The organism is Streptacidiphilus sp. EB129, from assembly GCF_041262645.1.
Lineage (GTDB): Bacteria > Actinomycetota > Actinomycetes > Streptomycetales > Streptomycetaceae > Streptacidiphilus.
The window spans coordinates 14,015-38,635 of the sequence record NZ_JBGCCS010000013.1 but is presented as its reverse complement, the minus strand read 5'-3'; the positions used below and the strand labels follow the sequence as shown (position 1 = coordinate 38,635).

The window sequence follows — 24,621 nt, the reverse complement described above, 5'->3', positions numbered from 1 at the left end:
TGGTGGGGATTCGAGCACTACACATCCCTTCAGCTGCCGAACAGGGGATCTGATGCCCTGTTCGGAGCAATGTGCACGGGCCGTGCGCTTCAATGAACACAATCGTGAACAAATAGAGGTAATCACGGCATTGTCCAAGAATTAGCGACCGACACTTCCGGCAGTTCGGCCATGCCCTCCGGACCGGCGGTCCGAGAGGATCTTCATGCGCGCAGTAGTGACCGGCGGGGCCGGATTCATCGGCTCCCACCTGTGTGAGCGTCTGCTCATCTTCAACACCTTCGGCCCCCGGATGCGCCACGGCGACGGACGTGCCGTCCCGACGTTCGTACGCCAGGCCCTGCGCGGCGAACCCATCACCGTCGCCGGAACCGGCGCCCAGACGCGGTCGCTGTGCTACGTGGCAGACGTGGTCGACGGGCTGATGCGCATGCTCCGGAGCCACCACTGCGGCCCGGTCAACATCGGCAACCCCCATGAGCTGTCCATGCTTCGACTCGCTCAGTGGATCACCGAGCTCACCGGGTCCTCATCCCCGATTGCGTTCATTCCCCGCCCTCAGGACGACCTCACCCATCGCCCCCAGGCCCGCCAGGCATCCGCGTCCCTGGTCGTCTGACCCGCCCGCACACCCCGTGCCCTCCCCCACGGACCGCAGACCTGCTGACGCCGCCCGGCGAGCAGCCCGCACCCATCCCCTCCAGGAAGAGCGATGCCGACCAGCCGGACACACGCGCTGCAACCACGCGTCCTGCGCTGCGCGAACGTCCCCATCACGGCCTGCCCACCGACCGAAGCCGCACTCCTGGTCCTGCGACTCGCCACCACGCGCCGGGAGGAAGGGGCGGACATCCACCTGTGCAACGCCTACACGATCGCCCTCGCCGATCGCGACCCGGGCCTGCGCGCGACGCTCGACCACGCCACCGTCAACTTCCCTGACGGCAAGTCGGTGGTGTGGGCCAACCGTTGGCTGCACCGCAAGCAGCGCCCGCCAACCCAACGGGTGTACGGACCGGACCTGTTCTGCAACGTGTTCGAACTCGGCGCACTGGTGGAGCTGCGCCACTACCTCATCGGCGGCACCCCCCAGGTCCTGGCCGACCTGCAGGAACGACTGCACCGCCGGTTCCCCGGAGTCCTGATCGCCGGAGCCGAGTCGCCGCCGTTCCGGGAACCCTCCGAGGGCGAGCGCCGCGACCAGATCAACCGGATCCGCGACGCGGACGCCCAGATCGTCTGGCTCGGCCTCGGCACTCCCAAACAGGACCGTGAGGCGGCCTGGATCGCCGCACACCTGCCTGTCGCCGTCGCCGCCGTCGGCGCCGCCTTCGACTTCGTCTCCGGGCACAAACGCCAGGCACCGCCGTGGATGCGGGACAACGGACTCGAATGGCTGTTCCGACTCGCCAGCGAACCGCGCCGGCTGTGGCGGCGCTACCTGTACGGGAACGCCAGGTTCCTGTGGTGTGTGATCACGCAGACGGTCCGCGGGAACTGAGCACGAACACGCCCGATCGGGTCAGCCTCGATCCATCAGGGCGAGGCGACGACACACGGTGCCCGACGCCGTCCCACAATGGCGGCATGCCCCGTCACGCGAATCCACCAAGCCGTCTGCATGTGGCAGTTGTGCACAGCTTCTACGGTTCGGCCAGTCCCAGCGGGGAGAACCAGGCGGTCCTCGACCAGATGGACGCCCTGCAACGCGCAGGCCACACGGTGTCGTTGGTCGCCGCGCACACCGACCGCCTGCAGGACCGCCCCTTGTACTCGGTGCGCGCCGCCCTCACCGTGGCCACCGGTCGGGGCCGCTCCCCCGCCGCCGCACTCCGCAGGCTCCGCCCGGATGTCACCCACGTCCACAACCTGTTCCCGAACTTCGGACGGTCCTGGGCACGCTCCTGGACCGGACCGCTGGTAGCCACCGTCCACAACTACCGTCCCCTGTGCGCCGCCGCGACGCTGTACCGCGACGGCGCCGTGTGCACGCGCTGCCCGGAAGGCGACCGCTGGGCAGGGGGGCGCCACGGCTGCTACCGCGGATCGGCAGCCGCCACCGTACCGCTCGCGGTGGCAGGGTGCCGCGGCGCCGCCGCGGACCCGCTGCTCCACGAAGCGGACCGGGTGGCCGTACTCTCCGAGCAGAGCAGGGACGTCTACCTGCGCGCCGGGCTGCCCGCCGATCGACTGGCGATCGTGGCCAACTTCGTCTCCCGTCCCGGTGCGCAGCCACGACCGGCCGTAGACCGCTCCAGATGGGCCTACGTGGGCAGGCTCAGCGAGGAGAAAGGCATCCTTGAGCTGCTGCGTCAGTGGCCGGACGAGCAGCCGCTCGACGTGGTCGGCGACGGCGAGCTCATGCAGGCCTGCCGCAGCGTCGCGCCGCGCGCGGTGCGCTTCCTGGGCACGCTCGAACGCGAGGAGGTACGCCGACGGCTCCCTTCCTGGGCGGGTCTGCTCTTCCCGAGCCGCTGCTTCGAGGGAGCGCCCCTGGTCTACCCCGAGGCGCTGGCGGCAGGGCTACCGGTCCTCGCCTGGGCCGGCTCCTCGGTCGGCCGCGCCGTACAGGAACACGGCACCGGCCTGGTCGTGCGGCCCGGAATGCCGCTGGGTCCCGCTGTCGCGCAGGCCCGGCGAACCTTTCCCGCGCTCCGTCGGCACTGCCGGGAGGTGTACGCGGCCGAGTTCAGCGAGCAGCGCTGGCTCGAACGCACGCTGAGCCTCTATCAGCAGGCGGCTCGGAGCCGGGCGACGCGGGCGTCGTCGGGGGGCGGCGCGTGAGCACGTCCCGGTCGCGCCGTGCACTCGTCGTCCAGCCCTACGTCCCGCACTACCGGGTGCCCTTCTTCGAACGCCTGGCGACGGAACTGCGCAGTCATGAAGTCGACCTCACCGTGGCACACGGCGAGCCGTCCGCGGCCCTGGCCGCCCGGGACGACGCCGCGGCACTGGACGGAGCACATCTGCTGCGGCAGACGTCGTTCCGCATGGGCAGGCGCACCCTGTTCTGGCGCCATCTCAGCGAACTCGCCTCCCGCGCGGACGCGGTCGTCCTGGAGCAGGCGCTGCACAACCTGGACGCCTACCCTCTGCTGATCAATCCCCGCTCCGCACCGGCCGTCGCCCTGTGGGGCCACGGGCGCACGTACAACAAGGCATCCGGCGTGCTGACACGCACCCTCAATCGCCGCCTCACCCACCGAGCGGACTGGTTCTTCGCCTACACGCAGGGCGGTGCCGACCACTTGGCCGCCGGCGGCTTCCCCAGCGAGCGCATCACCGTGGTGCGCAACTCCACTGACACCGCTCCCCTCAGGGAAGCCCTGGCAGCCGTCACGCCCGAGCAGGTCGAGAGGTTCGCCTCGGACCACGGCGTCGTTCCCGAGCGCACCGCTCTGTTCCTGGGCAGCCTGGACGAGTCGAAGCGGATCCCGTACCTGCTGGAGGCGGTGCAGCACACAGCGCGGCTGCTTCCCGGATTCACCCTGCTGGTCGCGGGGGACGGCCCGCAGCGACCGCTGGTCGAGTCCGCGGCCGCTCGGCACAAGGAACTCGTCTACCTGGGACCGGTCTTCGGCAGGGAACGGGCGCTGCTCGGCGCCGTGGCGCAGCTGATGCTGATGCCCGGACTGGTGGGCCTGTGCGCCGTGGACTCCTTCGCTCTCGCCACGCCCATGGTGACCACCCACTGGCCCTACCACGGTCCCGAGTTCGAGTACCTGGAGCACGGACGCAACTCCCTGATCGTGGCCGGAGGACCGGAGCGCTACGCGGAGGAGGTCGTGCACGCGCTGTCCCGACCGGATCTGCTCGCACGGCTGCGCGACGGGTGTGCGGTGGACGCGGACCGTTGCACGGTACGGGAGATGAGCCGGCGATTCGCCGGCGGGGTGCTACGGATGTGCGGGGCGTGACATGCCGCGTATGGAGCAATGAAGTCCTGAACCGCCGGTGCGTGCCAGGCTTCTCGCGTCGATCACGGTCATGGCACCCGCCCCCGCGCATGGTTGGCGCGGCGGGATCATCGGGGTCCGTCACGACCCCCGATGGGGACCCAGCGAGGGAACAGAAACGTGCTCAGTACGATGATCGCCGATCCGACGAAGCCCGGCTCCCTCGCCCACTTCACTCGCGTCCGGCGCTGGGCGGAACTGCTGCGGTGCTTCCCGAATCTGGCCGACATGCGGGTCCTGGATCTCGGCGGAACACCGCACTCCTGGCGTGCCTCCCCGGTACGGCCGGCACACGTCGTGACCGTCAATCTCGACACGGCCAGTGCGCAGTGCCCGGAACCAGGCATCACCGCAGTACTCGCCGACGCCTGCGACCCCTCTCTTACCCGCCTGCTGTCCGCGGAGCGATTCGACCTCGTCTACTCCAACTCGCTCATGGAGCACGTCGGCGGGCACTTCCGCCGGCAGCAGTTCGCCGAGGCCGTTCAGTACTTCGCGGACCACCACTGGGTTCAGACTCCGTACCGCTACTTCCCGGTCGAGCCGCACTGGCTCTTTCCCGGGATGCAGTGGCTTCCCTTCCGCGCCCGGGTTGCCGTGTCCGAACGCTGGCCCCACGGACACATCCGCCCCGGAGACCGTGCCCAGGCGACGACGGACGTCGAACAGATCGAGCTTCTGTCGGCGACGGAGATGCGGTCCTACTTCCCCGATTCACAGATCTGGTTCGAACGGTTCGTCGGCCTGCCGAAGTCGCTGGTCGCCTGGACGTGAACCGCGGGCGCGCTATGCGCCGTCCACGTCCAGCGCGGCCCTGATCGCGCGGACGCGCATGCTCCAGTCACCGACTTCGCGCAGCCGCTCCAGCGCCCGGTCGACGTGCGGCTGCCAGCGGTGCGGAGCGTGGAGGATGTCCAGGATCTGCTCGGCGGGAGCGCGCCAGTCGACTTCGACCACCGGGTTGAAGCCCATCAGGCGGACGAGTTCCGGCGGGGCATGGCCCACGAGCAGGCAGCCCGAGGCCATGCTCTCGAGGTAGCGGTGAGTCAGTGTCTGCACGCTCCCCGCTCTCTGCGGGTGCGTCATGGAAGAGGGGAAGCACGCCGAGACCACGGTGTTGGACAGGCCGCGGCGGAGCGCCGACTCGTCGGGAAAGACCAGTCGGCGTCCGGGGCGCTCGTAGACATGGCAGCGTGGGGCGTCCTCCGGTACGGCGGCGCGCACGATGTCGTGCCACATCTGGTAGCGGCGGCCGAGCTCCAGTACCCCGATCGTTCTGGCCACGAGGGGGCGCTGCGGGTCGTGCCGGGCGACTTCCGTGGCTTCGGGCAGATGGATCACTCGGCTTGCGGGCAGTGCGCGTGCGAGGAAGCGGGCCGACTGGCTGGCTGTCGTGAAGACCACGGGCGGACGCAGCGGGCGCAGCCGCCGCACCCACAGGTCCCATTGGGGCTCCCAGACGTCCCAGCAGTACGGCACCACGGCGCCCGACACCGCCGCGCTGTAGAGCAGGCCGAACTGCGCTCCCATCATGGGCACGACGATGGGTGCGGAGCGGCGGCCGCGGGTCCGCAGGCCGAGCGGCATCCGGGTCCTGGCGAGGATGCGGCCGACCGTGGGTCCGGTGGACCGGTTCTGCTGAACACCACCCTGACGGGTCAGCTCGGTGACGAGATCGCGTACGACGTAGTGCGACGGGTGCTCCCCGAGATTGGGCGACACCACGCGCAGGGCGGGGCCCGGAAAGGCGACGACGTCCAGTTCTCGGCTCCTCTCACCTGCCGGCCGCCGATATGACGGTTCGTCATCTGACTGTGCCTCGACACTCTACATCGCCTCCGATGATCCCTGCGCCGTAAGGGACATCCCCGTCGCCGTCACGCCCCTGCCCCGGTCACCGCAACGTCGCGGCGGAAAGAAGAACGCCAGGCTGACTCATCCCCGCACATGCGGGGCGAATGCCGATCCGAACGGACACAACCGTAAGGAGCACGAGTCATCCCCGCGCCTGCGGGGTGGGCATCGGTACCAGGTGGAACAAGACCTCGCGAACGGAGTCATCCCCGCGCGTGCGGGGCCGGGTCGGGCTGGACACCCGTCGTGTGGGCGGCTTCGGCTCATCCCCGCGCTTGCGGGGCGGGCGGCGCTGACGATGCCCGGTCCGTGGACGGATGGCGGGCTCAGTGGGGCGGCGGGCTCAGTCGGGCGGCACCGGGTGGTCCAGGCGGGTGCGGGGCGGGGCAGCCGTGTGGGCCAGGGCGAGGAGTCCGCAGCCGTAGGCCTTGCCCGGGCCGATACCGAACACGGCGAGGGTGCGGAGCTCGTCGGGATCGCGGATGGTGAGGGTCCCGGTGAAGGCAACCTGGTTGTGGGTGATCGTTCGCGAACCCGCCTTGGTCCCCGGGGCGTTGTCGCCGGGGCGTGAGCTGCTCTTCCACCCCAGCCGCTTGGTGTGCGGCTGCACCGTGAGCGTGTCGACGCGGCAGGCATGGGCGGTGCGGCGGGTGAACCACGCCGCTTGCTCCGTGGCGTCGTGCAGCGGGAGCTTGGTGCCGCGTTCGCGTTCGGGGAATCCGTCCGGGGAGGATCGTGTGGGTGCCGCGACCAGTCGGAAGCGCATCGTCTGGCCGGCCCGCAGGGACAGGTGGAAGCGGGTGACGTCCTTCACGGTGGGGTGCGCGCCGAGCGCGGGGTTCAGGCGGTCCCAGTCGGGCAGGCGAACGGATTGGACCAGCAGCACCGGCTCCTGCCCGGCGCGGCTGTCGATGTGGTGCAGGACGTGGTTGTCGGCGCGCGTCCCGGTGAAGGGAGTCATGGTGAAGGCGTGTGCGGCCTGGGAGTTGCGCAGGATGCCGGCGGTCCAGCGCCGGCGGGGATCGAGGGCGATCCGGGAAAGGTAGACGGACAGGGCTTCACCGTTCACGTTCATAGGGATCACCGCCGATGTGGGGAGTCGGGCCGGGAACAGGCGGGGGGCCGCACGGTGTCGTGATCAGGGTCGTGCGGGTGCGGCGTCCGGTGTACGTGCGCCGGCCCGCGGTGAAGCTGACGGGCTGGTCGGCTGTCAGGTGGGCGCCGGCGGGGTCCTCGCAGATGAGGCGCAGCTGGGTGGGAGCGCGCAGGTGTCCTTGGTAGGGGAGCTCGGTCAGGGCCGTGACCGGGTCCCGGTCCGTGGTCGTGATGTAGATCGGTGCAGCCGGCGGGCAGGACTTGCGGCCCAGAAAGAGTCCGTAGACCGGGCGTGCCAGCGCTTGGGCACATGCCCCGACCAGGTCCGCGTCCTCTCCTCCCAGCGCCGCGGTGAACACCGCGTCGGCGAGGTAGTCGCGGCGGGAGAGCTTGGGCTGGCCGACGGTCACCTTTCCCGAGGCGGAGTACCAGCCGTCGATCCCGACGGTCTGGAAGTCGCTGACGGCTTCTCCGGGCTGATCCACGCGTACGGCGAACCCGAGGGCGGCCAGGTCGAGGATGTCGTCGTGGCGCGGCCGGCCGAGCGCTGCCGCCAGCAGCCCGATGACGCCGGACTTGGTGGGGTGCAGACCTGTCGTGCGCTGTTCGAACATGCTGGACGAGCCCCAGGCTTGCAGGGGGCCGTCCAGGCGCAGCAGGAGGGTGGCGGGCATCAGCGTCCCGTGTGCAGGAGGGCGCGGGCCGTGGCGGCGGCGAGGTGGTCGCGGATGGGCAGGTCCTTGCCGGGGAGTCCCGGTCCGGTGATCGCCTCGGGTTCCCCGGTCCAGGTGTGCCAGGACTCGATGACGCCGTCGTGCCCCCAGGTGCGCCCGAGGGTGCCCCAGTGCTGGGCCAGCGCACGCGCGGAGGTGCTGACGAGGTCGTTGCCGTAGTCCGCCCTGACCGGTCGGGAGAAGGCGTTGGCCAGGGACAGCGGCTGGTCCAGGCGCAGTACGGTCAGGACCAGCGAAGGGCGGGTCCAGGGGGCGGTGGAGGTCTGCTTGGCGGTGGGCATGGCGTACACCGATGCGTTCAGGGCCGCCGCGACCGCCAGTTCGAGGACCGTGTCGTCGTGGGCGAGGTTGGCGCTGAGTTGTCCGAGTTGCAGGCTGTGGTAGCGGTAGAAGACGGCGGAGGTCAGGCTGGCGGTGTCGAGGAACCCGGTCGCCGCCTCGCCGGGGGCGGCGTGGTCGTCGACGGCGGTGTAGTAGTCGAGATCGTCGACCAGGCTGTGGGTGCCGATCGCATGGGCGACGTGGAGTGCTCCGTCGACCCCGGCTTCGGGCGCCTGGGCCATCATGCGTCCGAACAGGGCGATGTCGGCGGCCCGGGTGGCGTCCAGTCTGCGGAGTGCCTCCTTGCCCAGTTCGCGGAACGCGGCCGGGCAGTCGGCCTTGCGTTCCTTCTTCGACTTCCTCGCCGTCGCCCTGGACTCGTCGTCGTCTCCCGTCGGCCAGATGGCGTGGTCGGGCAACGCCGCCGCCAGCAGCTCGTCCGCCCGTTCGTGCACCCGCCGTGCGATCGACTGGATCTCCTGGTCGGAGATGAGCAGCAGCACGTTCGACTGCTTCAGGGCCGCCCTCGACGGATCGGTGTCCAGCAGTCCCGCGCCCCATACGGTGTTGACCGCCAGTGTGTGGGCCTGGAGGTCGTTGTGGCCGAGGGCGACGAGGGCTTCGGTGAGCAGCGCGGGGATCTTCCGGGTGCGCGCGGAGAGGTGCTCGACCGGGACCGACCCGGAGGAGCCGAAGTGCAGGCGCATGGCGCGTTTGGCCGACTGGGACGACCAGCGGGCCCGCTTGGCACCGCCGAAGTGCGCCGTCTTGGGCTGGCCGTCCTCGTCGCGGTTGATCAGCGAAGGAGGCAGCTGATGGAGCATGTGGATCTCAAGAGTGGGCACGGGACGGCTCCGGATCGCTGGCGGCTGCGGGAGAGTAGAGGCTGGTGAGCCAGCGGCGGTGGACGGGCTCGGACCAGCCGTCCAGCAGTTGTGAGATGTCCGCGTGCAGCCGGGGCCAGTACGGGGCGATGCCGTGGGTGCGCAGATCGGTGACCGCGGCGGACAGGCGGCGCGGGAGGGTGCCGGGGGTGGCGTTGACCAGCACGCGGATATGGCGCTCCCGGGTCCGCTCGTCGGGCAGTCGTGCCAGGGCGGCTCCCAGGTCGGCGCCGCCCTCGACGGGCTGGTGGAAGGCGGTGTGCCAGTGCGCCCACAGTCCCGCGGTCAGCAGTCCCGCGTCCTGCGCCGTTCGCCATGGGCGCACGTGGGGGATGACGTAGGGCAGCGCGGCGGGGTCGGCGTGGTCGGGCAGGTGGCGAAGGGACCGGCGCAGTGCGGCCAGTGCCCGCGCGTTGCCGTCGGCCTTCATGCGTGCCAGGGCGCGCGGCAGGGGGCGCGCCCACTGGGGAGCGGGGAGGGTCATGGGCGGACCTCCCCGGCCAGGGCGGCCGTGGTCCTGGTGATGGCGCGATGACCGGTCGCGCGCGCTGCCGCGTATCTGGGGGCGGCCGGCAGGGACGCGGTACAGCTGTCCAGGGCGCTGTGGGCGGCGGACGCGGCCCGGCGGAGCCAGCCGTCCACGAGCCGTGAGCGGATGTCCTCGTCCGCGGCTCGCTCCAACTCCTCGGACAGGTCGGTGCCGGGGCGCTCCAGCCGGGTCCAGTAGCTTCGCTGTGCGGCGGCGACAGCTCTGGCCCGTTGCTCGCGCATGGCGCGGGGTGCCTGCAGCCCTGCTTCCTGCCGCACTGTCACCAGGGCGCTGGAGCAGGCGTCGGCCATGGTCTCGGCGATCCGGACCGCGTTGCGCAGGTGCGCCGTGCCGTGGACGGACACCGGGACGCTCTCCCGCATCCAGGAGACGTACTTCGCCTTCGATTCCACCGCGAGGCCCACCGCCTCGATCCGCACAGGGGTCCGGCCGATGGTTTCTGCGCGCTCCTCCAGGGCGCGGACCATCCGCGCGCCGCGTGTGGCGGTCCCCAGGGCGGTGGTGGCGCGCCAGGAGGCCACGTTGGGGTCGTACCCCAGCAGCGCCCAGCCCTCGGTGGCGCCGTCGGCCTCGACGGCGGTGATGTGCGGGTCGAGCGCGGCGATCACTCCCCTGGGGACCACCGGATCGATGCCGGGGTCCACCGCGACGAGCAGCCGGGTCACCATCCCGTCGTCGTCCGGCAGCAGCCTCACATGCCGTGTCTGCCAGGTGAGGAGTTCGATCAGGTCCCGGGGCGGACGCCCGTGCACCGGCGCCCCGGCGCGCCACGGCGGTCGTCCGCTCACCGGCCCGGTGGGCGTGTTGAGGAGCAGGGTGCGGGCCAGGGTCGGTGCGGTGGGGATCGCCAGCAGCCGGTCGAGCAGGACTCCGGCCCGGCCGGGGGTGGGGCCGCTGCCTGCCGCGTTCGCCCACATGCCGGTGCGGCTGAACTGATGGAACGACACGAGCCAGCGCAGCGCCTGCGCCTGGGTGAACCGAGCGGGGTTGGGCCCGCCGAGATCCGTGGTGTCGCTGTAGATCACCGGGTTCTGCCCCGTGGGCAGATGGGGTGCCAGTTCGCCAACGGACTTGACCCCGACCCGGTCGGCCAGCCCGGGGTCCTGGAGGAAGGGGGCGCTGCCGGAATGCAGGTGCATGCGCTCCTGCTGCTCGTGCAGGTACCCGGAGATCAGGTCCAGCGGGAGGCCGTCGTGCCACCAGCGGGCCCAGTCGTCGTGGTCGCGGGGGCCGCCGGTCGCGTCCAGGAGCACCGCGGTGAGCAGCCTCAGCACGGCGGCGGCCACCGGCGGCTCCCCGGCCAGGCACTCCCAGCGGTCGGCGCCGGCCAGTGCCGCGGCCAGCGACACCTCGCGGACCCGGCCGCCCGCGTCGGCGACCATGACCCACGGATCGGTCGCGGCGTTCAGGAGCATGGCACGCGACGATAGCGCATCTTCCGCACCGATTTACGGCCCGGATCGTGCGCTCCCGAATTGGCCAGTGGCCGAACATCCTGCTATTCGAATATGCATTCGTTCGTAGGGGATGGATTGATTCCGCCTGGGGTCCGATAATCGACCCCGGCTCCAAGTCGGCGACCTGGAAACCCTGCGCCATCCCCCTCGGCGGACTGGCTCAAATCCTTCGAACGCAGACGCGCCACGTATTTGATCACACGGCGGGATCTTGCGAATATATAGACACCCATAGAATTACCGGCACCGGCGGACCGGAGGGAGGAATCCCGTGAATCACTCGAAAGGACCTATTCACTCCGTCTGCGCGGGGGCGCGATCACCACGTCGGAGCGCGGAGGGGGCCCGGCGTTCCGGTTCATCAGTGCGACCAAGCCCTTTGCTGCGGCACCCACAGAGCGGGCAGGCGGCGCCGACGCCCCGGACCGGTGGCGACGAGCCAGTGCCACTCCGGGTCCGGCACCCCCGGCACGGTCCGGCCGGCGCTCTCCCACCGCGCGGCCATCGCGTAGTACAGCGGTGTCGCATACAGGTCGACGGAGTCCACGCCCCGGCGACCGCGTGCGTCGGACGGTGCCGTCGGTGCTGAGAACATCTCCGCACCGACGGGCTCGCCCGCGTCGGGATGCCCCGGCCCGTTGTGGCCGGTCCCCGACACCGCCAGGTACGCCGCTACGAGACTGCCCTCACCGGCGGTCACCGGACCGTCCAGCAGAGGCCGACTGTTGAGCTGCGCGGTTCCGGTGGGCTTGCAGGCTCCCTGGCAGGGGCCGTCGTGTGCCACCGGGCACGCCCTTCGTAGTGCTTGACCAATGTGACGCATGCGGTCCGCCTCTCACGGGTACGAACGACGTGGGCCGCCTCCCCGGCGCTGGAACAGGGCTCTCTATCGGGAAGCCCGGTGCAGGGCGCTGCGGGAAGGGGCGCGGTGGGGGCTTCGGTTGCAACGCAGCTGGCGTACCAACTGGTGCAGGGAGACCATCGAAGTGACGGGGGGAAGGCCTGCGACGACCATGTCGGGCAGAGTCCGCGGGACGTCGACGATGCACAGCGCTGTCGCGATACTGGAGAACAGGACGACCACGACCCAGGAGTGGATCGCCTGGCGTCCGTCCAGGGCAGCGCGTATGACGGACAGGCAGCCGGCCAGCCACGGACCGTAGATGATGACGGGCCACGGCTGCGACAGGCCGGCGGGCACCCGGGAGAGCGCGATGTGCTGCAGCGGTCCGTAGGAGAGCAGATAGCCGAGCAGGCACACCACGGTCACCGTAACGGCGGTCAGCACCTCCAGCATCGAGCCCAGCACCTTGGTGGGCCCGGGGCCGCTGGCCCGCCGCCGGCCGCGCCGAGGGCCGTAGCCGGGCATCGGCCCATGCGGGGCGGCCAGGGGCGGAGGCGCGAACACCTCCTCCGGCTCCCAGCCGGGCGGTACCTCGACCGTGGGGAACGGGGGCGGTGGAGCCGCGGTCGCCACCCGATCGTCGTGCCAGGCGCCGGGGGCGTACTCGGCATAGGGAGGATCGTCCACCGGACGCGTACGGATGGGCCCGTACGCGGGGAAGAACTCGCCCATCGGGTCATACACAGACTGCTCCGTACGCTGGTTGGCTTGAGGGGGCGCGGGCCGTCGCCCGGATCGCCCGGCAGTTCATCCGGCGTGCGTGCGGCCGCCGTCGCAGCGCTCGGTGAAGTTGGCCTCGATCTGGCGGATCGCCTGAACGAAGTCGAACAGGATCCCCGACGAGTAGGGCAGCGCGATCAGCTCGCTCCCGTGCGCAAGGTAGCCGACCCGTACATGCCCGAGCGTATTCCTGCGGTCGGGGACGAAGAGCCACTTGCCGAGACGGCAGACCGGATATCCGTCCAGATGCGATGGGATCTTCAGCGGGAGGGTTTGATTCATGACCTATAAACGAGATTCCCGACGCCCGGGAACGTACGTCATTCGGGCGTCCTTCCATATTCTATTTCCGCGCAGCTCCGCGAAAATCCCCATCTGCGCCGCACGCAGATCCCCTGCACTCATGCGGAAAAAAGGCGAGCAGCATGGAAACATACACCAGACCGTCGGGACGGCGTCACCCTGCCGGGGGCTCCCACCGGGGCCGCCAACGCGTTTCGGCGCAGTGAACAGGCTGCTGGCAACAGCTAACCCTCTCGCCCACCCGTGCGATATCGGGATCGGCCGCGCCACCTCCCCCTGGTTTACGCCACCCCCCGTTCCCCTCGCTTCTCGATGGCTCGAATGGTCTCATCCACTGGATCGCGAACTTTCACATCCGACCCTGCTCGCTGAAATTGCCCGGGAGTGAAGAGGAGGTGGAAAAACCTTTCTTCGACGCGATCTATAGGACCTCCGTGCTACATTTTCCGCCACACTGGCGCGAGTTCCCAGTAATTCGGGAACACGCGGGTATCCGTGCGCCGCGCGAGGAGGTTCCCATGCTTACCAAACAGGAATATGTAGACGTTCACACGCTTCATCTGCAAGGGTGGTCAATTTCGGCCATTGCGCGTCACCTGGGCCGTGACCGCAAGACCGTGCGGTCCTACCTGTGCGGGCACCGAGTCGCCGGGGTGAGACGCCACGGGCCGGACGACTTCCATCGATTCCTGCCGTACTGCCGGGAACGCCTCGCGGACGCGGCTCACCTGCAGGCCACCGTGCTCTTCGACGAAATCGTGGAGCTGGGCTACACGGGCGGCTACTCGACCTTCACCCGTGCCCTGCGCAAGCACAGACTCCGCCCGCCCTGCACCAGATGCCACGGCAACCCGGTCGAAGAGACGGTACCGCTGCCGCGCTCCGCAAGCGAGGAGGTCAGGTTCGCGTGGCTCAGGCTCCCTGATCCGCCGGCCCGCTGGCGATTCGGCAGCTACGCGCACCTGCTGGTGGGAATGCTCACCCGTACAGGCCGCTGGTGCGGAGCGCTCACCGACAGCGAGGAGTTCCCACAACTCGCGGAAGCCGTCGACCAGGTACTGCGGCGGCTGGGCGGTACCGGCGGAGTCTGGCGGTTCGACCGGTCCCTGGCCGCGTACTCCCCCTCCACCGGCAAAGTCGCGCGCGCCGTGGCACAACTCGCCGAGCACTACGGGGTCGCCATCGGCCTGCCCCCGGCGCAGGATGACCGCGGCGTGCTGCCGGACACGGAATTGCGCTCACTTGCCCACGACTGGTGGAGCACGATGGCACCCGACATCGGCATCCCGACTGCGCAGGAGCGCCTCGACCAGTTGACTGCGCGGATGGACGCCCGTCGAACGAGCGTGCACGCCTTGGCCCGTGAAGGCACCGGCCGCACCGCAGAGTTGCTGGCTCTGCCGGCAGCGCCCTTCCCCGCACAGATCTGCGTCATGCGTACCGTGAGCGCCGAGGGTCTGGTGTCGTTCCGCGGCAACGCCTACGCCGTCCCGGCGGACCTGGCCGGCGCCATCGTGGAGGTGCGCTGGCGCCTTGACGAGACGTGCCTGTCGATCGCGACGACCCGTGGCGCGGTGATCGCCCGTCATACCCTGGCCCCGCTGGGTGCGGGCCAGACGGTGATAGGCCGTAGCAACGCCATCGTCCTGGAACGGCCGACGCGTATGCGTCCCGCCAAGGGATCGCTCTGCCCGGGAACCTCGTACCAAGCGCCGTGTCCTGCCGCGCTGGCGGAGGCGCTCGCTCTGCGCGGCGGCGATCCGACGCAGAGCCGTATCCAGCAGACCCTGCTGCAGAAGGAGATCATCGCCCAGTCCGCGGGTGTCATCGCCGAATGGCGCGGCATCGACGTGGACGATGCAGTCGCGTTGATGCGCCAGCACGCCCACGGGCAGGGAGTGCCACTGTCCGACCTGGCGCGGGACGTCATCGAAGGCGTCGCCGACGTCTCACGGATCGCCTCCACCGCTCTCCCGTCCCTCTCACCGCGGGCCAACGGCGGCATCACACCGTCCGACCGCTCCTGTTCGACCTCGACCCGTCCGGGTGCCCGGACCTGACCCCTGCTTGTCGGCGGGGCCTGCCCTTGCTGCCGCGGACCCGGCCACGAAATCCAGAAAAGATCGACTATGCACACCTCTCCCTCCTGCCAGGAAATCACCCGCCGCCGGGCGACCGGTATGACCCGCGCACAGGTCGCTGTCGCCACGGAGGCGGCACGGCTGCACGAGCGCCTGCGCTCCTGGTCCTGTGGCAGCCCGGTCGACCGGGTCGTCGTGCGCAGTCTGGAACAAGCCCACGAGGAGTGGCTCCGGATCAGCTGCGTCATGGCGGCAGAGAAGTTGACCACCTATCATCCCGACCACGATCCCGCCCTCCGGCAACAGGAGGCGCAGCAGAGCGAGCAGGCTCTGCACGAGGACCGGGCACTGGCCTCCGCCTTCGGCGCGTGCTGGTGAACCGCCGTGTCCGCGGCGGGAGTCGGCCGCCCGCTCTTCGCCCTGGTACGGCCGTACTGGACGTCGCCAGGTGAGGAGTCCTGGGGGAGCACTCGAGAGCATCCTTGTCGCCGTCCCGACGACGGGCGTACGGCCGGTGCTCCCGCTGCTCCAGGAGCTGGTGACGCAGGCGCGGGCGGCTGCCGGTGGCGGACGGCATGTGAGGGTGCTGCTGCTCGACAACTCGGGCGACAACTCGGCGCGGGCTCGCGCGGACGCGGCCGCCGCGGGCGCCGAGTACCTGCGCGTCGCGTGGCGCGGCTTCGCTCAGGTGCGCAACGCCGCGCTGGACGCGGCGGCCGGGCAGGACGCCCTGATCTTCATCGACGACGACGAGTGGCCGTGCCGGGAGTGGCTGGAGGCGCTGGTGGAGGGCGCCGAGCAGATGTCGGCCGATGTGGTGCTCGGCCCTGTCGACGTGCGCGTCCCCGCAGACGCGCCGCGCTGGCTCGACGGCGGTGCGGTGCTTCGTGAGCGGTACTCGCAGCCGGACGGACCGCTTCTGTGCCCGGCGTACTCCGGGAACACCCTGCTGCGGATATCGGCGGTACTGCGTCTGCAGGCGCGGTTCGAGTCGAGGTTCGACCGCTCCGGCGGAGAGGACACGGCGTTCTTCGCCGAACTGTCGCGGCAGCAGGCGGTGTTCGGCTGGGTGCAGGGGGCGCTGGCGTTCGAGGTGCCTGATCCCGACCGGCTCACGCTGCGCGGCGCGGCGCGGCGGGCGTATCGGTCGGGGCGTGTCCAGGCGGTCTTCGAGCAGACGGCGGCCACGCGGTCCCCGGCGCACCACGCCGTCCGCAGAACCGGACGCGTCGCACGCGGTCTGGTGCGGATCGCCAGGGGTGCGTCGACAGGTCACTCCCCGGACTGCGCCAGGGGCACGATGGATCTCGCGTTCGCCTGGGGGTGGCTGGCCTCCACTCTCGGCGCGATGCTCGGGCCGGGCGTCAAAGGCTCCCGATCCTGACGGTCGCCCGCATCAGCAGGCCGGCAGCGGGGCGCCACAGCGGCCTGGTCCGTCGCAGCACGGCAGGCATGCTCTGGGTGAGAGCCGCGTCCGCTTCCCAGCAGGAGCTCGCGCGGTTGCGCACGGTGAGGGATCCGGGATGCGATCGGGGTTCGCCCAGCACGGCGGGGACGTACCGCGCCGTTCCGCAGGCGATGAGCCTGCGGTGGAGGTCGACGTCGAAGGCGAGACGCAGACTGTGGTCCAGGCCGCCGATGCTCTCGACCGCGGATCGCCGGTACAGGCAGCCCGGCTGGGCGATCAGGTTGTGACCCAGGCGGAGCAGGAGCGCGCCCATACGGCCAGGACGCACGTGTGTCAGCGTCGCTCCGGTGTCGTCGATGTAGCGCGACCGGCCGTACACCATGACGGTGCGGGGGCCTCGCTCCAGTTCGGCCAGGGCCAGTGACATCGAGGCGTGCGCCAGCCGGTCGTCGTCTCCCAGCCAGCCCACGGCGTCGACCCGGTGGCCCAGAAACCTCCATCCGGTGGTGACCGCGGCGGCGATCCCGCGGCTGCGCTGCTGGATCACGGGAATCCCGGAGCATTCCTGCCGGACGCGAAGCAGCGCATCGGGGGTGGTCACGATGACCAGGTCCAGTCGGGAGCCCTGTTCCTGGCCGGTGATCGAGCGCAGGCACTCGGCGAGAAGGTGGGGACGTTCCCCCAGTGTCGGTACCACGATGCCGGCCCGCATCAAGGGTGTCTCCTCTGGTCGAAGGGAGCGGTCAGGTCAGCTCTGCCGCTGCGGTGTCCTGACCTGCGGCCAGGTAGGCAAGGGCTGCGCCCGCGGCGGTGCCCAGAGCGGCGCCTTCCAGCCTGGGCCACGGTGAGAAGGCCATGTCCCAGGCGAGCTGCCAGGTCAGAAAGGAGAAGACCAGCGCGGCTGGGCCCGAGCCGGATCTGATCGCCGCGGCGAGGGCGCGGCCCACGAGCAGCAGGGGGAGCAGCAGGCCGGGCAGTACGAGGGGGCCGTTCTCGGCCCACGTCTGGAAGAACGTGGAGTGCAGGTACAGCCCGTGGCTGAAGTAGTAGCGGCTGACCTGGTCGTTGACGGGTACTCCCCGGGCCTGGAGCCGGCGCAGGAATGCCTCGCGGGTCTGCAGTCCCATCTGGGGTGAGATCCCGCGGCCGAAGAGCGGGGTCTGTGCGACGACGACCTCGGAGGTCAGTGCTTCGGCGCGTCCGCCGACCAGGAGACCCCCGGCGACGTGGCTCTGCCGGTTCCACTTGTACTGCTGGGCCGCGCCGAGTTGTCCGCTGCCCGCGAGGCACCCGTAGCCGGCATAGATGAGCACGGTGGTCACGGCCAGCGCCGCTCCCACCCGCAGGCAGCGCGCCCATGACTGCCGTCGCAGTCCCCGCCTGCCGGCCAGTGCCGCGGTGACCGCTGCCAGCGAGACGACGAGGAACTCCGAGCGGAATCCCCACTCCAGATTGACCAGGGCCAGCCCCGCGACCAGGGCAGCGCCCAGGACACGTCGACCTCGGCGGACCAGGACCGCGGCGGCGAGGACCGCTGCCAGGCTCACCGCGGGCCCGAGTCCGAACTTCCACGGGTCCTGGGCGAATCCCGTGGACGGTGACAACACGCTGGCTGCAAGCAGTCCCAGGACCATTGAGGCGGCATACGCGCGCGCCACCGCGACGCGCTGGGTGAAGGCCCAGATCGCTCCGCACAGGCTCAACGCCACGGTGAGCGGCCGGCACAGGGAGAATACGAGATGGTGCACCGTGTCGTGCACCGACAGGCTGGTCATGACGGCGGCGAAGCACCACAGCGCCAGCAGGGCCAGGGTCGCGCGTGCGACCCCGCTGCGGGAGACGGCCGAGGCGACGACCGGCAGCAGCGCCAGCAGGACGATGTGCCCGAAGGTCACACCGCCGTGTGGGTAGACGGAGCAGCCCGTGCCCAGGCCCGCGGTCACCGCGGCTGCCAGGAGCAGGGGTTGACGGTCTGCTGTGGCGGCGGCCGGATCCAGGGCGTGGAGCACCCTGGGCGGGGTGCACCGTTGGGCCGGAAGCGACACTGTCTCAGGCATCGGTCATCGCCCTCCGAAGGGTGGGTGCCGCGACGGCGACGGCATACGCGGCGAATGAGGCCAGGACGGGGCCAGGCGGGCCGAGGAAGTAGGCCAGCGGGACCGACAGAGCGAGGTTGGCTGTCGCCATGACGACCGCTCTGGTGGCTTGGAACCGAAGCCCGGCGGCATCGGTGAGCCACATGCTCGCCGGGTAGTCCAGGGCCTGGACGAACAGCAGGGCGGCGAAGCAGAGCATCAGTGCGGTTCCTACGTGGACCCGTCCGTGTGTGATCCAGGTGGCGATCGCGGGCCCGGCCAGGACGAGTCCCAGACCGAGGCTCTGCCCGCCCAGGGCGAAGGCCGCGGTCAGGCGCATCAGGTGACGCCTGGGCGAGGAGTCCTCCCCGGTGTGGCGCCGGCGGGCGAAGTGGACCCACAGCGGCAGGCCGGCGGCGCCGACCAGGCTGCTCGCGGGGACGAACAGCTGGGCGCCGGCCGAGTACGCGGCGACCGCCGCGGCGCCGGTCGTGTGGCTCAGGACGATCCGGTCCGTGGAGTACGCCACCGCCGACGCCGCACTGATGACCGCCATCGGCGCGGCGAGACGGCGTACGCGCGCCCCTTCCGCCCCGGCGGCCCCCCGCGCACTGGTCAGGACGATCCTCAGTGCGGGGATGCCCAGGTGCCGTCCCGCGAGCAACAGGCAGGCCGCCCCCCAGCCGCACTGGGCGAGGAAGCCGGCGGCGATGAAGGCCGCCGCGGGAAGGTGCAGCGCCGCGACCGAGAGGGTCAGGGCGAGGGTGAGGAAACCGGTCGCCGCCTGGAGCAGCACGACGGTGTGGGTGCGGTTCACAGCGGCGAGGAGTGACCTGCCCAGGCCCAGCGGGAGCGTACAGGCGAAGAACACCGAGGCGACCGCGACCGCAGTGTCGGCCTGGGCTCCCGCGGCCCCGCCCAGCAGCAGCGACCACGCTCCGAAGGCCGCAGGCACGGTGCCCGCGACCACGATCAGGGCGGCGACGTGTGACAGCGTGCGGCCGCTGGACGCCAGGGTCCCGCGCACCGGATCGCGGTCGCCCCCTTGCCCGGCCACCGCTTCGGTGATGGCCGCGCCGGCTCCCAGGTCGCCGATGGGAAGGACCGCCGGCAGGCTGGTGATCAGCGTGACGAGCGCGTATCCGGGCACACCGACGGCGTCGACCACGGTGCGCGCCGAGGCCAGCGCCGTCAGAGCGGTCAGGGGAAGCGTCGCCGCCCGGGTCAGCAGGGAGCGGCTGAGGATGTGAAGGATCCCGGCACGTCGGGATACGGGCCGCTCCGCCGGTGCCTGCGGCACGTCGTCGTAGGGCACGGACAGCGTCACTTCGCCCGCCAGAGATTCCATGGGCCCGCCTGATCGCGCCGCCGGGACGCGGCGAACGCGGGACAGTGCCCGGTCCGAACCGGATGGGTGCGGCTGCCGCTCCTCTCGGTGGAGGCGGCCGCCGACGGGTCAGCCCGCAACGCCGGCTGCCGCGAGCACCGGACCGTGTGCCTGGGCCGGAACGCACTGCGTCCGGAGGGCGTTGACCTCCGCGTCGACCATCAGCCGGGCCAGTTCGGGCGCCTGGACGGTGGGCCGCCATCCCAGCAGCTGCTCGGCCTTGGAGGCGTCGCCGACCAGGTGGTCGACCTCGGCCGGCCGCAGATAGCGCTCGTCGAAGCGCACGTGGTTCCGCCAGTCCAGTCCGACGTGGGCGAAGCAGTACGCGACGAACTCGCGGACGCTGCAGCTCGTTCCGGTCGCCACCACGTAGTCGTCCGGAGCGTCCTGCTGCAGCATCCGCCACATCGCGTTGACGTACTCCGCCGCGTAGCCCCAGTCCCTGCGTGCTTCCAGGTTGCCGAGATGGACCTCGTCCTGAAGCCCTGCCTTGATCCGGGCCGCGGCGAGAGCCACCTTGCGGGTGACGAAGGTGAGACCGCGGCGCGGCGACTCGTGATTGAACAGGATGCCGTTGACCGCGTACATACCGTAGGCCTCGCGGTAGTTGCGCGTGGCCCAGTAGGCGTAGACCTTGGCGACGCCGTAGGGCGAGCGCGGGTGGAACGCGGTGCCCTCGTGCTGGGGCGGCGGGGCGGAACCGAACATCTCCGAACTGGAGGCCTGGTAGAAGCGGCAGGGAAGACCCATGACCCGGATCGTCTCCAGCAGGCGTGTGGTGCCCAGCCCGGTGGCGTTGCCCGTGAACTCAGGCTCGTCGAAGGACACCCGCACGTGCGACTGCGCGGCCAGGTGGTACACCTCGTCCGGACAGATCTGCTCCAGCAGGCTGGCCATCCGGGTGCCGTCCGTCAGGTCCCCGTAGTGCAGGAACAGACGGGCTTCCGGGTCGTGCGGATCCTGGTAGAGGTGATCGATGCGCTGGGTGTTGAAGGTGGAGGCGCGCCGCACGATGCCGTGCACCTGGTACCCCTTGGCGAGCAGCAACTCCGTGAGATACGAACCGTCCTGACCGGTGATCCCGGTAATCAGAGCCGTCTTGCTGGTCACGCGCACTCCAGTCCGTGAATGGGCAGTCGCCGGCGGCGGGAGTAACGCCGACTTCGGCACCAGCTCCTGTCACGTCGTCAGCGTACGGAACGTTCGAGAGTTTTTGTTGTAACTTGTCGCCCTAGAGATCTTTGTCCCTCTTGGACAGCTCTTGAGCGCATTCGCCCGCAGCCCGGCTTGAGGACGGTCACCCCTTGGATCTGCGCGACTACCTCCGGGTCCTCGCCCACCGATGGCAGCTCATCACCGCGACGGCCCTGCTGGGGACCGGGCTCGGCGCATGCGCCACCTACGTCGCGACACCGCAGTACCAGTCCACCGCCACGCTCTTCGTGTCGCTGCAGGCCGGAGCCGACACAGCCCAGCTGAACCAGGGCAACAGCTTCGCCCAGGCGCGGGTGCAGTCCTACACGGCGGTGGCCACAAGCCCCCAGGTCACCGAACCAGTCGTCAAGTCCCTGCATCTGCACATGACACCGGCCCAACTCGCCGGAAAGATCACTTCCGACGCGCCCCTGGGTACAGTGCTGCTGCGCATCACCGTCACCGACACCCAACCGGTGCGCGCCGCGCGGATCACCAACGCCGTCGCCGCCCGCTTCGCCGACGTGGTGGCCGACCTTGAGCGCCCATCCGGCTCCCGCCAGTCCCCCGTGCGCCTGAGCATCACCGACCCCGCCACCCCGGCGCGGGCTCCCGCCTCCCCTCGTCCTGCCCTCGATCTCTCGCTCGGCCTGGCCGCGGGACTCGCCTTGAGCGCAGGGATCGCCGTCCTGCTCGAATCGCTCGACACCTCACTGCGCAGCCCGCAGCTCCTGGCCGAGTTCCTGGCCGGCATCGGCGGACCGTCCGTTCTGTGCAGCATCGTCCACGATCCCCGCACTCCCGGGCACCCGCTCGCCGCTCGCGAGGACACGCACGGCCGCAGGGCCGAGGGCTTCCGCCGGCTGCGTACGAACCTGGGTTTCGTCGGCGTGGACCGCCAGCCCAAGGTGATCGCGGTGACCAGCGCGCTGCCCGATGAGGGGAAGACGAGCGTCGCCGTGAACCTGGCCGCGACACTGGCCGAGTCCGGGGACTCGGTCTGCCTGGTCGACGCGGACCTGCGGCGCCCGTCGGCCGCGCGCACGCTGGGGCTGGTGCGTGACGCCGGCCTGACCACGGTCCTGATCGGCAAGGCGCAGATCAAGGATGTTCTCCAGTCCACCGGTTCCTTCGCGGTACTCACCAGCGGAGCCGTGCCGCCCAACCCCACGGAGTTGCTGGGGACCGAGCAACTGCGCGGCACGCTCGCCGCGCTGGCCGAGGAGTTCGACCACGTCGTGGTCGACACCGGTCCCGTGCTCCCGGTCGCGGACGCCGCGGTGCTCGGTGCGGCAGTGGACGGCTACCTGCTCGTGGTACGCAGTGGACGGACCAGCCGGAGCCAGGTCGGCGAGGCGATCGCCTCCCTCGAACGCGTCGGGACGCCGCTGCTGGGAGCTGTGCTCAACATGGCTCCCAGCAAAGGAGCAGCCGACGCCTACGGGTACACGTACGAGTACCGGCCCGAGAACACCGCCACTGCCCTGTCGGCCCGGTGGAAACGCCGACGCCATCAGGGCCCGCCGCACCAGGCAGTCGCACCCGAATCCCTCCCGCTGGAGTCCCGCCCACGGGATCCGCAACCTCTGACGACCGAAGGGAGCGCAGGCCGATGAGCCTCATCACCGAACAGCCGCTGCAGCTGGAGCGCACCCCCGTGGACCGCACGGCTCGCGTCTACGTGGCCGGGGCCCGGGGCATGGTCGGCTCCGCCGTGTGGCGGCATCTCGCGCGCCAGGGCTTCATCGACCTCGTCGGTCCCAGTTCCATGGAGCTCGACCTGCGCGATCGCAGCGCCGTGTTCGCGTGGTTCGCCGCGAACAAGCCGCAGGTCGTGATCCTCAGTGCGGCCCGGGTGGGCGGGATCAGAGCCAATGCCGCCTATCCCGCGCAGTTCCTGTCGGACAACGTGCGCATCCAGGTCAACGTCCTCGACGCGGCTCTCCACCACGGGATCGACCGCCTGCTGTTCCTGGGATCCAGTTGTATCTACCCCCGGGACGCAGCCCAGCCGATCCGCGAGGAAGCCCTCCTCACCGGCGCCCTGGAGCCGACCAACGACGCCTACGCGATCGCCAAGATCGCCGGCATCCTGCACGTGCAGGCAGTCCGCCGGCAGCACGGTCTCGGATGGATCAGCGCCATGCCGACCAACCTGTACGGCCCGGGCGACAACTTCCACCCCGAGCACTCCCACGTCCTGCCCTCACTGATCCGCCGGTTCGACACCGCGCACCAGTCGGGCGCCGCCACCGTTCTCAACTGGGGTACCGGGACGCCGCGCCGCGAGTTCCTCCACGTCGACGACCTCGCCCGAGCATGCCTGCACCTGCTCGACCGGTACGACGGGCAGTCACCGATCAACGTCGGCACCGGCGAGGACATCAGCATCCGGGAGACGGCCGCACTCGTGGCGGAGATCGTCGGATACCGGGGATCGGTGGAGTGGGATCCGGACCAGCCCGACGGCACGCCGCGCAAGCTCCTGGACATCTCGCGACTGACCGCCCTGGGCTGGACACCGCAGATCCCGCTGAAGGAGGGCATCTCCCGCACCTATGCCTGGTACCGGGAGCACAAGGCAGCGGGGACCGCTCGAACGTGAACTCGCGCCAGGCACCCGCTTCCTGACAGCGCGGTCTGATCCCGTCAGGCACCCCGCCGCACGCGACCGCATCCAAGTCCTTGACGATTCCTCCCTCGGCGGCCCGTGACGCGGTCCGCGAAGGAACTGCATTGAGCCGTCATCAGCCGAAACTGATGACGGCTCAATGGCATTGCCCTGCCGACAGCCTGCGTTCCCGGGAGCGTCCGGGGGCTGCACAGAGAGTCGGTGACACGACGCGTCACCGAGACGGTCGGCCCCGGCTCCAGCTCCGAAGAAGCGGCTTCCGGCTGGAGACCGGGTCGTCAGCGACTGGTTCCTGTGGGCTCGCCCACCGGACTAGGAACGCCAGCGCTGGGGGCAGTTCTTGCTCGGGAACCTGTCCTTGTTCCTGAAGGAACCGGCAACGTGGCGTGCCGCAGGCCAGGTATCCCGTCTACAGGCATACAGGCTGAAGGTGTCACCCATGATTCGATGCCGTCTCGACGTTCGCGGCTCCCTTCAAAGGTAGTGATCTTCCCCGAGGCAGAATGCGAACGGGGCGATTCGGGGGCTGCCTGCGGCCCATCGTGATCGACGGGCCAGCTCAGCCAGGGTTGTTTCGTGAGACACGGGACCAGATCGCTCACCAGGCTGGAGGCCGCCGGAGTGGCCGCCTACGAGGTGGGCGACGCGATTGCCCGGACCTCGGGAGCCACCGCCGCCCTCACCCCACCGTGGCGCATGACCATCGCCGGGACCCTGGCGCCATGGTGCATGACCATCGCCGGTCCCCTGCCGTGATGGGCACGCATCACCGGGCCCCTGTCGCCGCGGTGAGCGGCAACGACCGGCCCCCTGCCGACATGATGGGAAGCGACCGCCGGAACCTTGCCGCCATGGTGCGCAGCCACCGCCGCTGGACAGCAGTTCGACGCTGCCATGGCCTGCCCTCCCACGGCCAGGACCAGGCCCGCCACCGCAACGATCAAGCCCGCCGAAGCGGCTACTCGCTTGCGCGCTGAACCATCCATCTAAGTGCTCCTTACGCTTTTGTCCACTCGGATGTGTTGGCTGTTGAGATAGCATCATGTATGCGGTCGTGTAAATCGAA

The 24,621-nt window shown here is 70.3% G+C and carries 24 protein-coding genes; 11 read left to right on the top strand and 13 right to left on the bottom strand.

Annotated features, from left to right (window positions below):
* Nucleotides 1-205: 205 nt before the first annotated feature.
* From ABH925_RS17760 to ABH925_RS17740, 5 genes are all read left to right on the top strand, one after another.
* The gene (locus ABH925_RS17760) at nucleotides 206-619 is read left to right on the top strand and encodes an NAD-dependent epimerase/dehydratase family protein (protein ID WP_370149004.1); all 414 of its coding nucleotides are present in this window, start codon (nucleotides 206-208) and stop codon (nucleotides 617-619) included.
* A gap of 93 nt (nucleotides 620-712) precedes the next feature.
* Nucleotides 713-1,501, top strand: a complete 789-nt coding sequence (locus ABH925_RS17755) for a WecB/TagA/CpsF family glycosyltransferase (protein WP_370149003.1) — start codon at nucleotides 713-715, stop codon at nucleotides 1,499-1,501.
* Between the two features lie 86 nt (nucleotides 1,502-1,587).
* On the top strand, nucleotides 1,588-2,784 hold the full coding sequence (locus tag ABH925_RS17750; RefSeq protein WP_370149001.1) for a glycosyltransferase family 4 protein: 1,197 nt from the start codon (nucleotides 1,588-1,590) through the stop codon (nucleotides 2,782-2,784).
* Nucleotides 2,781-3,917 (top strand): glycosyltransferase family 4 protein, encoded by a 1,137-nt coding sequence (locus ABH925_RS17745; protein WP_370148998.1) that lies wholly within the window; start codon nucleotides 2,781-2,783, stop codon nucleotides 3,915-3,917. The genes ABH925_RS17750 and ABH925_RS17745 overlap by 4 nt, the downstream gene beginning before the upstream one ends.
* Before the next feature lie 159 nt (nucleotides 3,918-4,076).
* Entirely contained in the window at nucleotides 4,077-4,730 is a 654-nt protein-coding gene (locus ABH925_RS17740) for a class I SAM-dependent methyltransferase (RefSeq protein ID WP_370148997.1), read from the top strand.
* A gap of 12 nt (nucleotides 4,731-4,742) precedes the next feature.
* Here ABH925_RS17740 and ABH925_RS17735 read toward each other — a convergent pair whose 3' ends face one another.
* The 9 genes from ABH925_RS17735 to ABH925_RS17695 form a co-directional block, all read right to left on the bottom strand.
* Nucleotides 4,743-5,681, bottom strand: a complete 939-nt coding sequence (locus ABH925_RS17735) for a hypothetical protein (protein ID WP_370148995.1) — start codon at nucleotides 5,679-5,681, stop codon at nucleotides 4,743-4,745.
* Between the two features lie 472 nt (nucleotides 5,682-6,153).
* A complete protein-coding gene (cas6e, locus tag ABH925_RS17730; RefSeq protein ID WP_370148994.1) occupies nucleotides 6,154-6,885 on the bottom strand; it encodes a type I-E CRISPR-associated protein Cas6/Cse3/CasE in 732 nt (243 codons plus the stop codon).
* Complete coding sequence (gene cas5e / locus ABH925_RS17725) at nucleotides 6,869-7,579, bottom strand: type I-E CRISPR-associated protein Cas5/CasD (RefSeq protein ID WP_370148993.1); 711 nt, start codon at nucleotides 7,577-7,579, stop codon at nucleotides 6,869-6,871. The genes cas6e and cas5e overlap by 17 nt, the downstream gene beginning before the upstream one ends.
* Nucleotides 7,579-8,805: a type I-E CRISPR-associated protein Cas7/Cse4/CasC gene (cas7e, locus tag ABH925_RS17720; RefSeq protein WP_370148991.1), complete on the bottom strand. Its 1,227-nt coding sequence runs from the start codon at nucleotides 8,803-8,805 to the stop codon at nucleotides 7,579-7,581. Before cas7e ends, cas5e begins: the two co-directional genes overlap by 1 nt.
* Nucleotides 8,792-9,328, bottom strand: coding sequence for a type I-E CRISPR-associated protein Cse2/CasB (gene casB / locus ABH925_RS17715; protein ID WP_370148989.1), 537 nt, complete (start codon nucleotides 9,326-9,328; stop codon nucleotides 8,792-8,794). Before casB ends, cas7e begins: the two co-directional genes overlap by 14 nt.
* Nucleotides 9,325-10,809: a type I-E CRISPR-associated protein Cse1/CasA gene (casA, locus tag ABH925_RS17710; RefSeq protein WP_370148988.1), complete on the bottom strand. Its 1,485-nt coding sequence runs from the start codon at nucleotides 10,807-10,809 to the stop codon at nucleotides 9,325-9,327. The genes casB and casA overlap by 4 nt, the downstream gene beginning before the upstream one ends.
* A gap of 403 nt (nucleotides 10,810-11,212) precedes the next feature.
* Nucleotides 11,213-11,635, bottom strand: a complete 423-nt coding sequence (locus ABH925_RS17705) for a hypothetical protein (protein ID WP_370148986.1) — start codon at nucleotides 11,633-11,635, stop codon at nucleotides 11,213-11,215.
* A gap of 102 nt (nucleotides 11,636-11,737) precedes the next feature.
* The gene (locus tag ABH925_RS17700; protein ID WP_370148984.1) at nucleotides 11,738-12,439 is read right to left on the bottom strand and encodes a hypothetical protein; all 702 of its coding nucleotides are present in this window, start codon (nucleotides 12,437-12,439) and stop codon (nucleotides 11,738-11,740) included.
* 63 nt (nucleotides 12,440-12,502) lie between these two features.
* Nucleotides 12,503-12,757, bottom strand: coding sequence for a hypothetical protein (locus tag ABH925_RS17695; protein WP_370148983.1), 255 nt, complete (start codon nucleotides 12,755-12,757; stop codon nucleotides 12,503-12,505).
* Nucleotides 12,758-13,173: 416 nt separating this feature from the next.
* Here ABH925_RS17695 and ABH925_RS17690 point away from each other — a divergent pair, with 416 nt between their 5' ends.
* From ABH925_RS17690 to ABH925_RS17680, 3 genes are all read left to right on the top strand, one after another.
* Complete coding sequence (locus ABH925_RS17690; protein WP_370148981.1) at nucleotides 13,174-14,838, top strand: ANTAR domain-containing protein; 1,665 nt, start codon at nucleotides 13,174-13,176, stop codon at nucleotides 14,836-14,838.
* Between the two features lie 69 nt (nucleotides 14,839-14,907).
* Complete coding sequence (locus ABH925_RS17685) at nucleotides 14,908-15,237, top strand: hypothetical protein (RefSeq protein ID WP_370148979.1); 330 nt, start codon at nucleotides 14,908-14,910, stop codon at nucleotides 15,235-15,237.
* 70 nt (nucleotides 15,238-15,307) lie between these two features.
* Nucleotides 15,308-16,243, top strand: coding sequence for a glycosyltransferase (locus ABH925_RS17680; protein ID WP_370148977.1), 936 nt, complete (start codon nucleotides 15,308-15,310; stop codon nucleotides 16,241-16,243).
* Here the strand turns inward: ABH925_RS17680 and ABH925_RS17675 are convergent.
* The 4 genes from ABH925_RS17675 to gmd all read right to left on the bottom strand — a co-directional run bounded on the left by ABH925_RS17675 (nucleotide 16,224) and on the right by gmd (nucleotide 20,839).
* Nucleotides 16,224-16,979 carry a glycosyltransferase gene (locus ABH925_RS17675; RefSeq protein WP_370148974.1) on the bottom strand — a complete coding sequence of 252 codons (756 nt, stop codon included), beginning with the start codon at nucleotides 16,977-16,979 and terminating at the stop codon, nucleotides 16,224-16,226. The two genes, ABH925_RS17680 and ABH925_RS17675, sit on opposite strands and share 20 nt — an antisense overlap.
* Before the next feature lie 31 nt (nucleotides 16,980-17,010).
* Nucleotides 17,011-18,324, bottom strand: coding sequence for a hypothetical protein (locus tag ABH925_RS17670; RefSeq protein ID WP_370148972.1), 1,314 nt, complete (start codon nucleotides 18,322-18,324; stop codon nucleotides 17,011-17,013).
* The gene (locus tag ABH925_RS17665; RefSeq protein ID WP_370148970.1) at nucleotides 18,317-19,690 is read right to left on the bottom strand and encodes a hypothetical protein; all 1,374 of its coding nucleotides are present in this window, start codon (nucleotides 19,688-19,690) and stop codon (nucleotides 18,317-18,319) included. Before ABH925_RS17665 ends, ABH925_RS17670 begins: the two co-directional genes overlap by 8 nt.
* Nucleotides 19,691-19,798: 108 nt before the next feature.
* A complete protein-coding gene (gmd, locus tag ABH925_RS17660) occupies nucleotides 19,799-20,839 on the bottom strand; it encodes a GDP-mannose 4,6-dehydratase (RefSeq protein ID WP_370148969.1) in 1,041 nt (346 codons plus the stop codon).
* Between the two features lie 194 nt (nucleotides 20,840-21,033).
* Between gmd and ABH925_RS17655 the strand changes: the two genes are divergently transcribed.
* The 3 genes from ABH925_RS17655 (at nucleotide 21,034) to ABH925_RS17645 (ending at nucleotide 24,311) form a co-directional block, all read left to right on the top strand.
* Complete coding sequence (locus tag ABH925_RS17655) at nucleotides 21,034-22,539, top strand: polysaccharide biosynthesis tyrosine autokinase (protein WP_370148968.1); 1,506 nt, start codon at nucleotides 21,034-21,036, stop codon at nucleotides 22,537-22,539.
* Nucleotides 22,536-23,528, top strand: a complete 993-nt coding sequence (locus ABH925_RS17650; RefSeq protein ID WP_370148967.1) for a GDP-L-fucose synthase family protein — start codon at nucleotides 22,536-22,538, stop codon at nucleotides 23,526-23,528. The genes ABH925_RS17655 and ABH925_RS17650 overlap by 4 nt, the downstream gene beginning before the upstream one ends.
* Before the next feature lie 603 nt (nucleotides 23,529-24,131).
* Nucleotides 24,132-24,311, top strand: a complete 180-nt coding sequence (locus tag ABH925_RS17645) for a hypothetical protein (protein ID WP_370148966.1) — start codon at nucleotides 24,132-24,134, stop codon at nucleotides 24,309-24,311.
* The last annotated feature ends 310 nt before the right edge of the window (nucleotides 24,312-24,621 follow it).

What these genes read in the sequence shown, in the direction of transcription:
- ABH925_RS17760 (WP_370149004.1), top strand. Translation starts at nt 206, where the DNA reads ATGCGCGCAGTAGTGACCGGCGGGGCCGGATTCATCGGCTCCCACCTG.
- ABH925_RS17755 (WP_370149003.1), top strand. Translation starts at nt 713, where the DNA reads ATGCCGACCAGCCGGACACACGCGCTGCAACCACGCGTCCTGCGCTGC.
- ABH925_RS17750 (WP_370149001.1), top strand. Translation starts at nt 1,588, where the DNA reads ATGCCCCGTCACGCGAATCCACCAAGCCGTCTGCATGTGGCAGTTGTG.
- cas6e (WP_370148994.1), bottom strand. Translation starts at nt 6,885, where the DNA reads ATGAACGTGAACGGTGAAGCCCTGTCCGTCTACCTTTCCCGGATCGCC.
- cas5e (WP_370148993.1), bottom strand. Translation starts at nt 7,579, where the DNA reads ATGCCCGCCACCCTCCTGCTGCGCCTGGACGGCCCCCTGCAAGCCTGG.
- casB (WP_370148989.1), bottom strand. Translation starts at nt 9,328, where the DNA reads ATGACCCTCCCCGCTCCCCAGTGGGCGCGCCCCCTGCCGCGCGCCCTG.
- casA (WP_370148988.1), bottom strand. Translation starts at nt 10,809, where the DNA reads ATGCTCCTGAACGCCGCGACCGATCCGTGGGTCATGGTCGCCGACGCG.
- ABH925_RS17695 (WP_370148983.1), bottom strand. Translation starts at nt 12,757, where the DNA reads ATGAATCAAACCCTCCCGCTGAAGATCCCATCGCATCTGGACGGATAT.
- ABH925_RS17685 (WP_370148979.1), top strand. Translation starts at nt 14,908, where the DNA reads ATGCACACCTCTCCCTCCTGCCAGGAAATCACCCGCCGCCGGGCGACC.
- ABH925_RS17675 (WP_370148974.1), bottom strand. Translation starts at nt 16,979, where the DNA reads ATGCGGGCCGGCATCGTGGTACCGACACTGGGGGAACGTCCCCACCTT.
- ABH925_RS17670 (WP_370148972.1), bottom strand. Translation starts at nt 18,324, where the DNA reads ATGCCTGAGACAGTGTCGCTTCCGGCCCAACGGTGCACCCCGCCCAGG.
- ABH925_RS17665 (WP_370148970.1), bottom strand. Translation starts at nt 19,690, where the DNA reads ATGGAATCTCTGGCGGGCGAAGTGACGCTGTCCGTGCCCTACGACGAC.
- ABH925_RS17650 (WP_370148967.1), top strand. Translation starts at nt 22,536, where the DNA reads ATGAGCCTCATCACCGAACAGCCGCTGCAGCTGGAGCGCACCCCCGTG.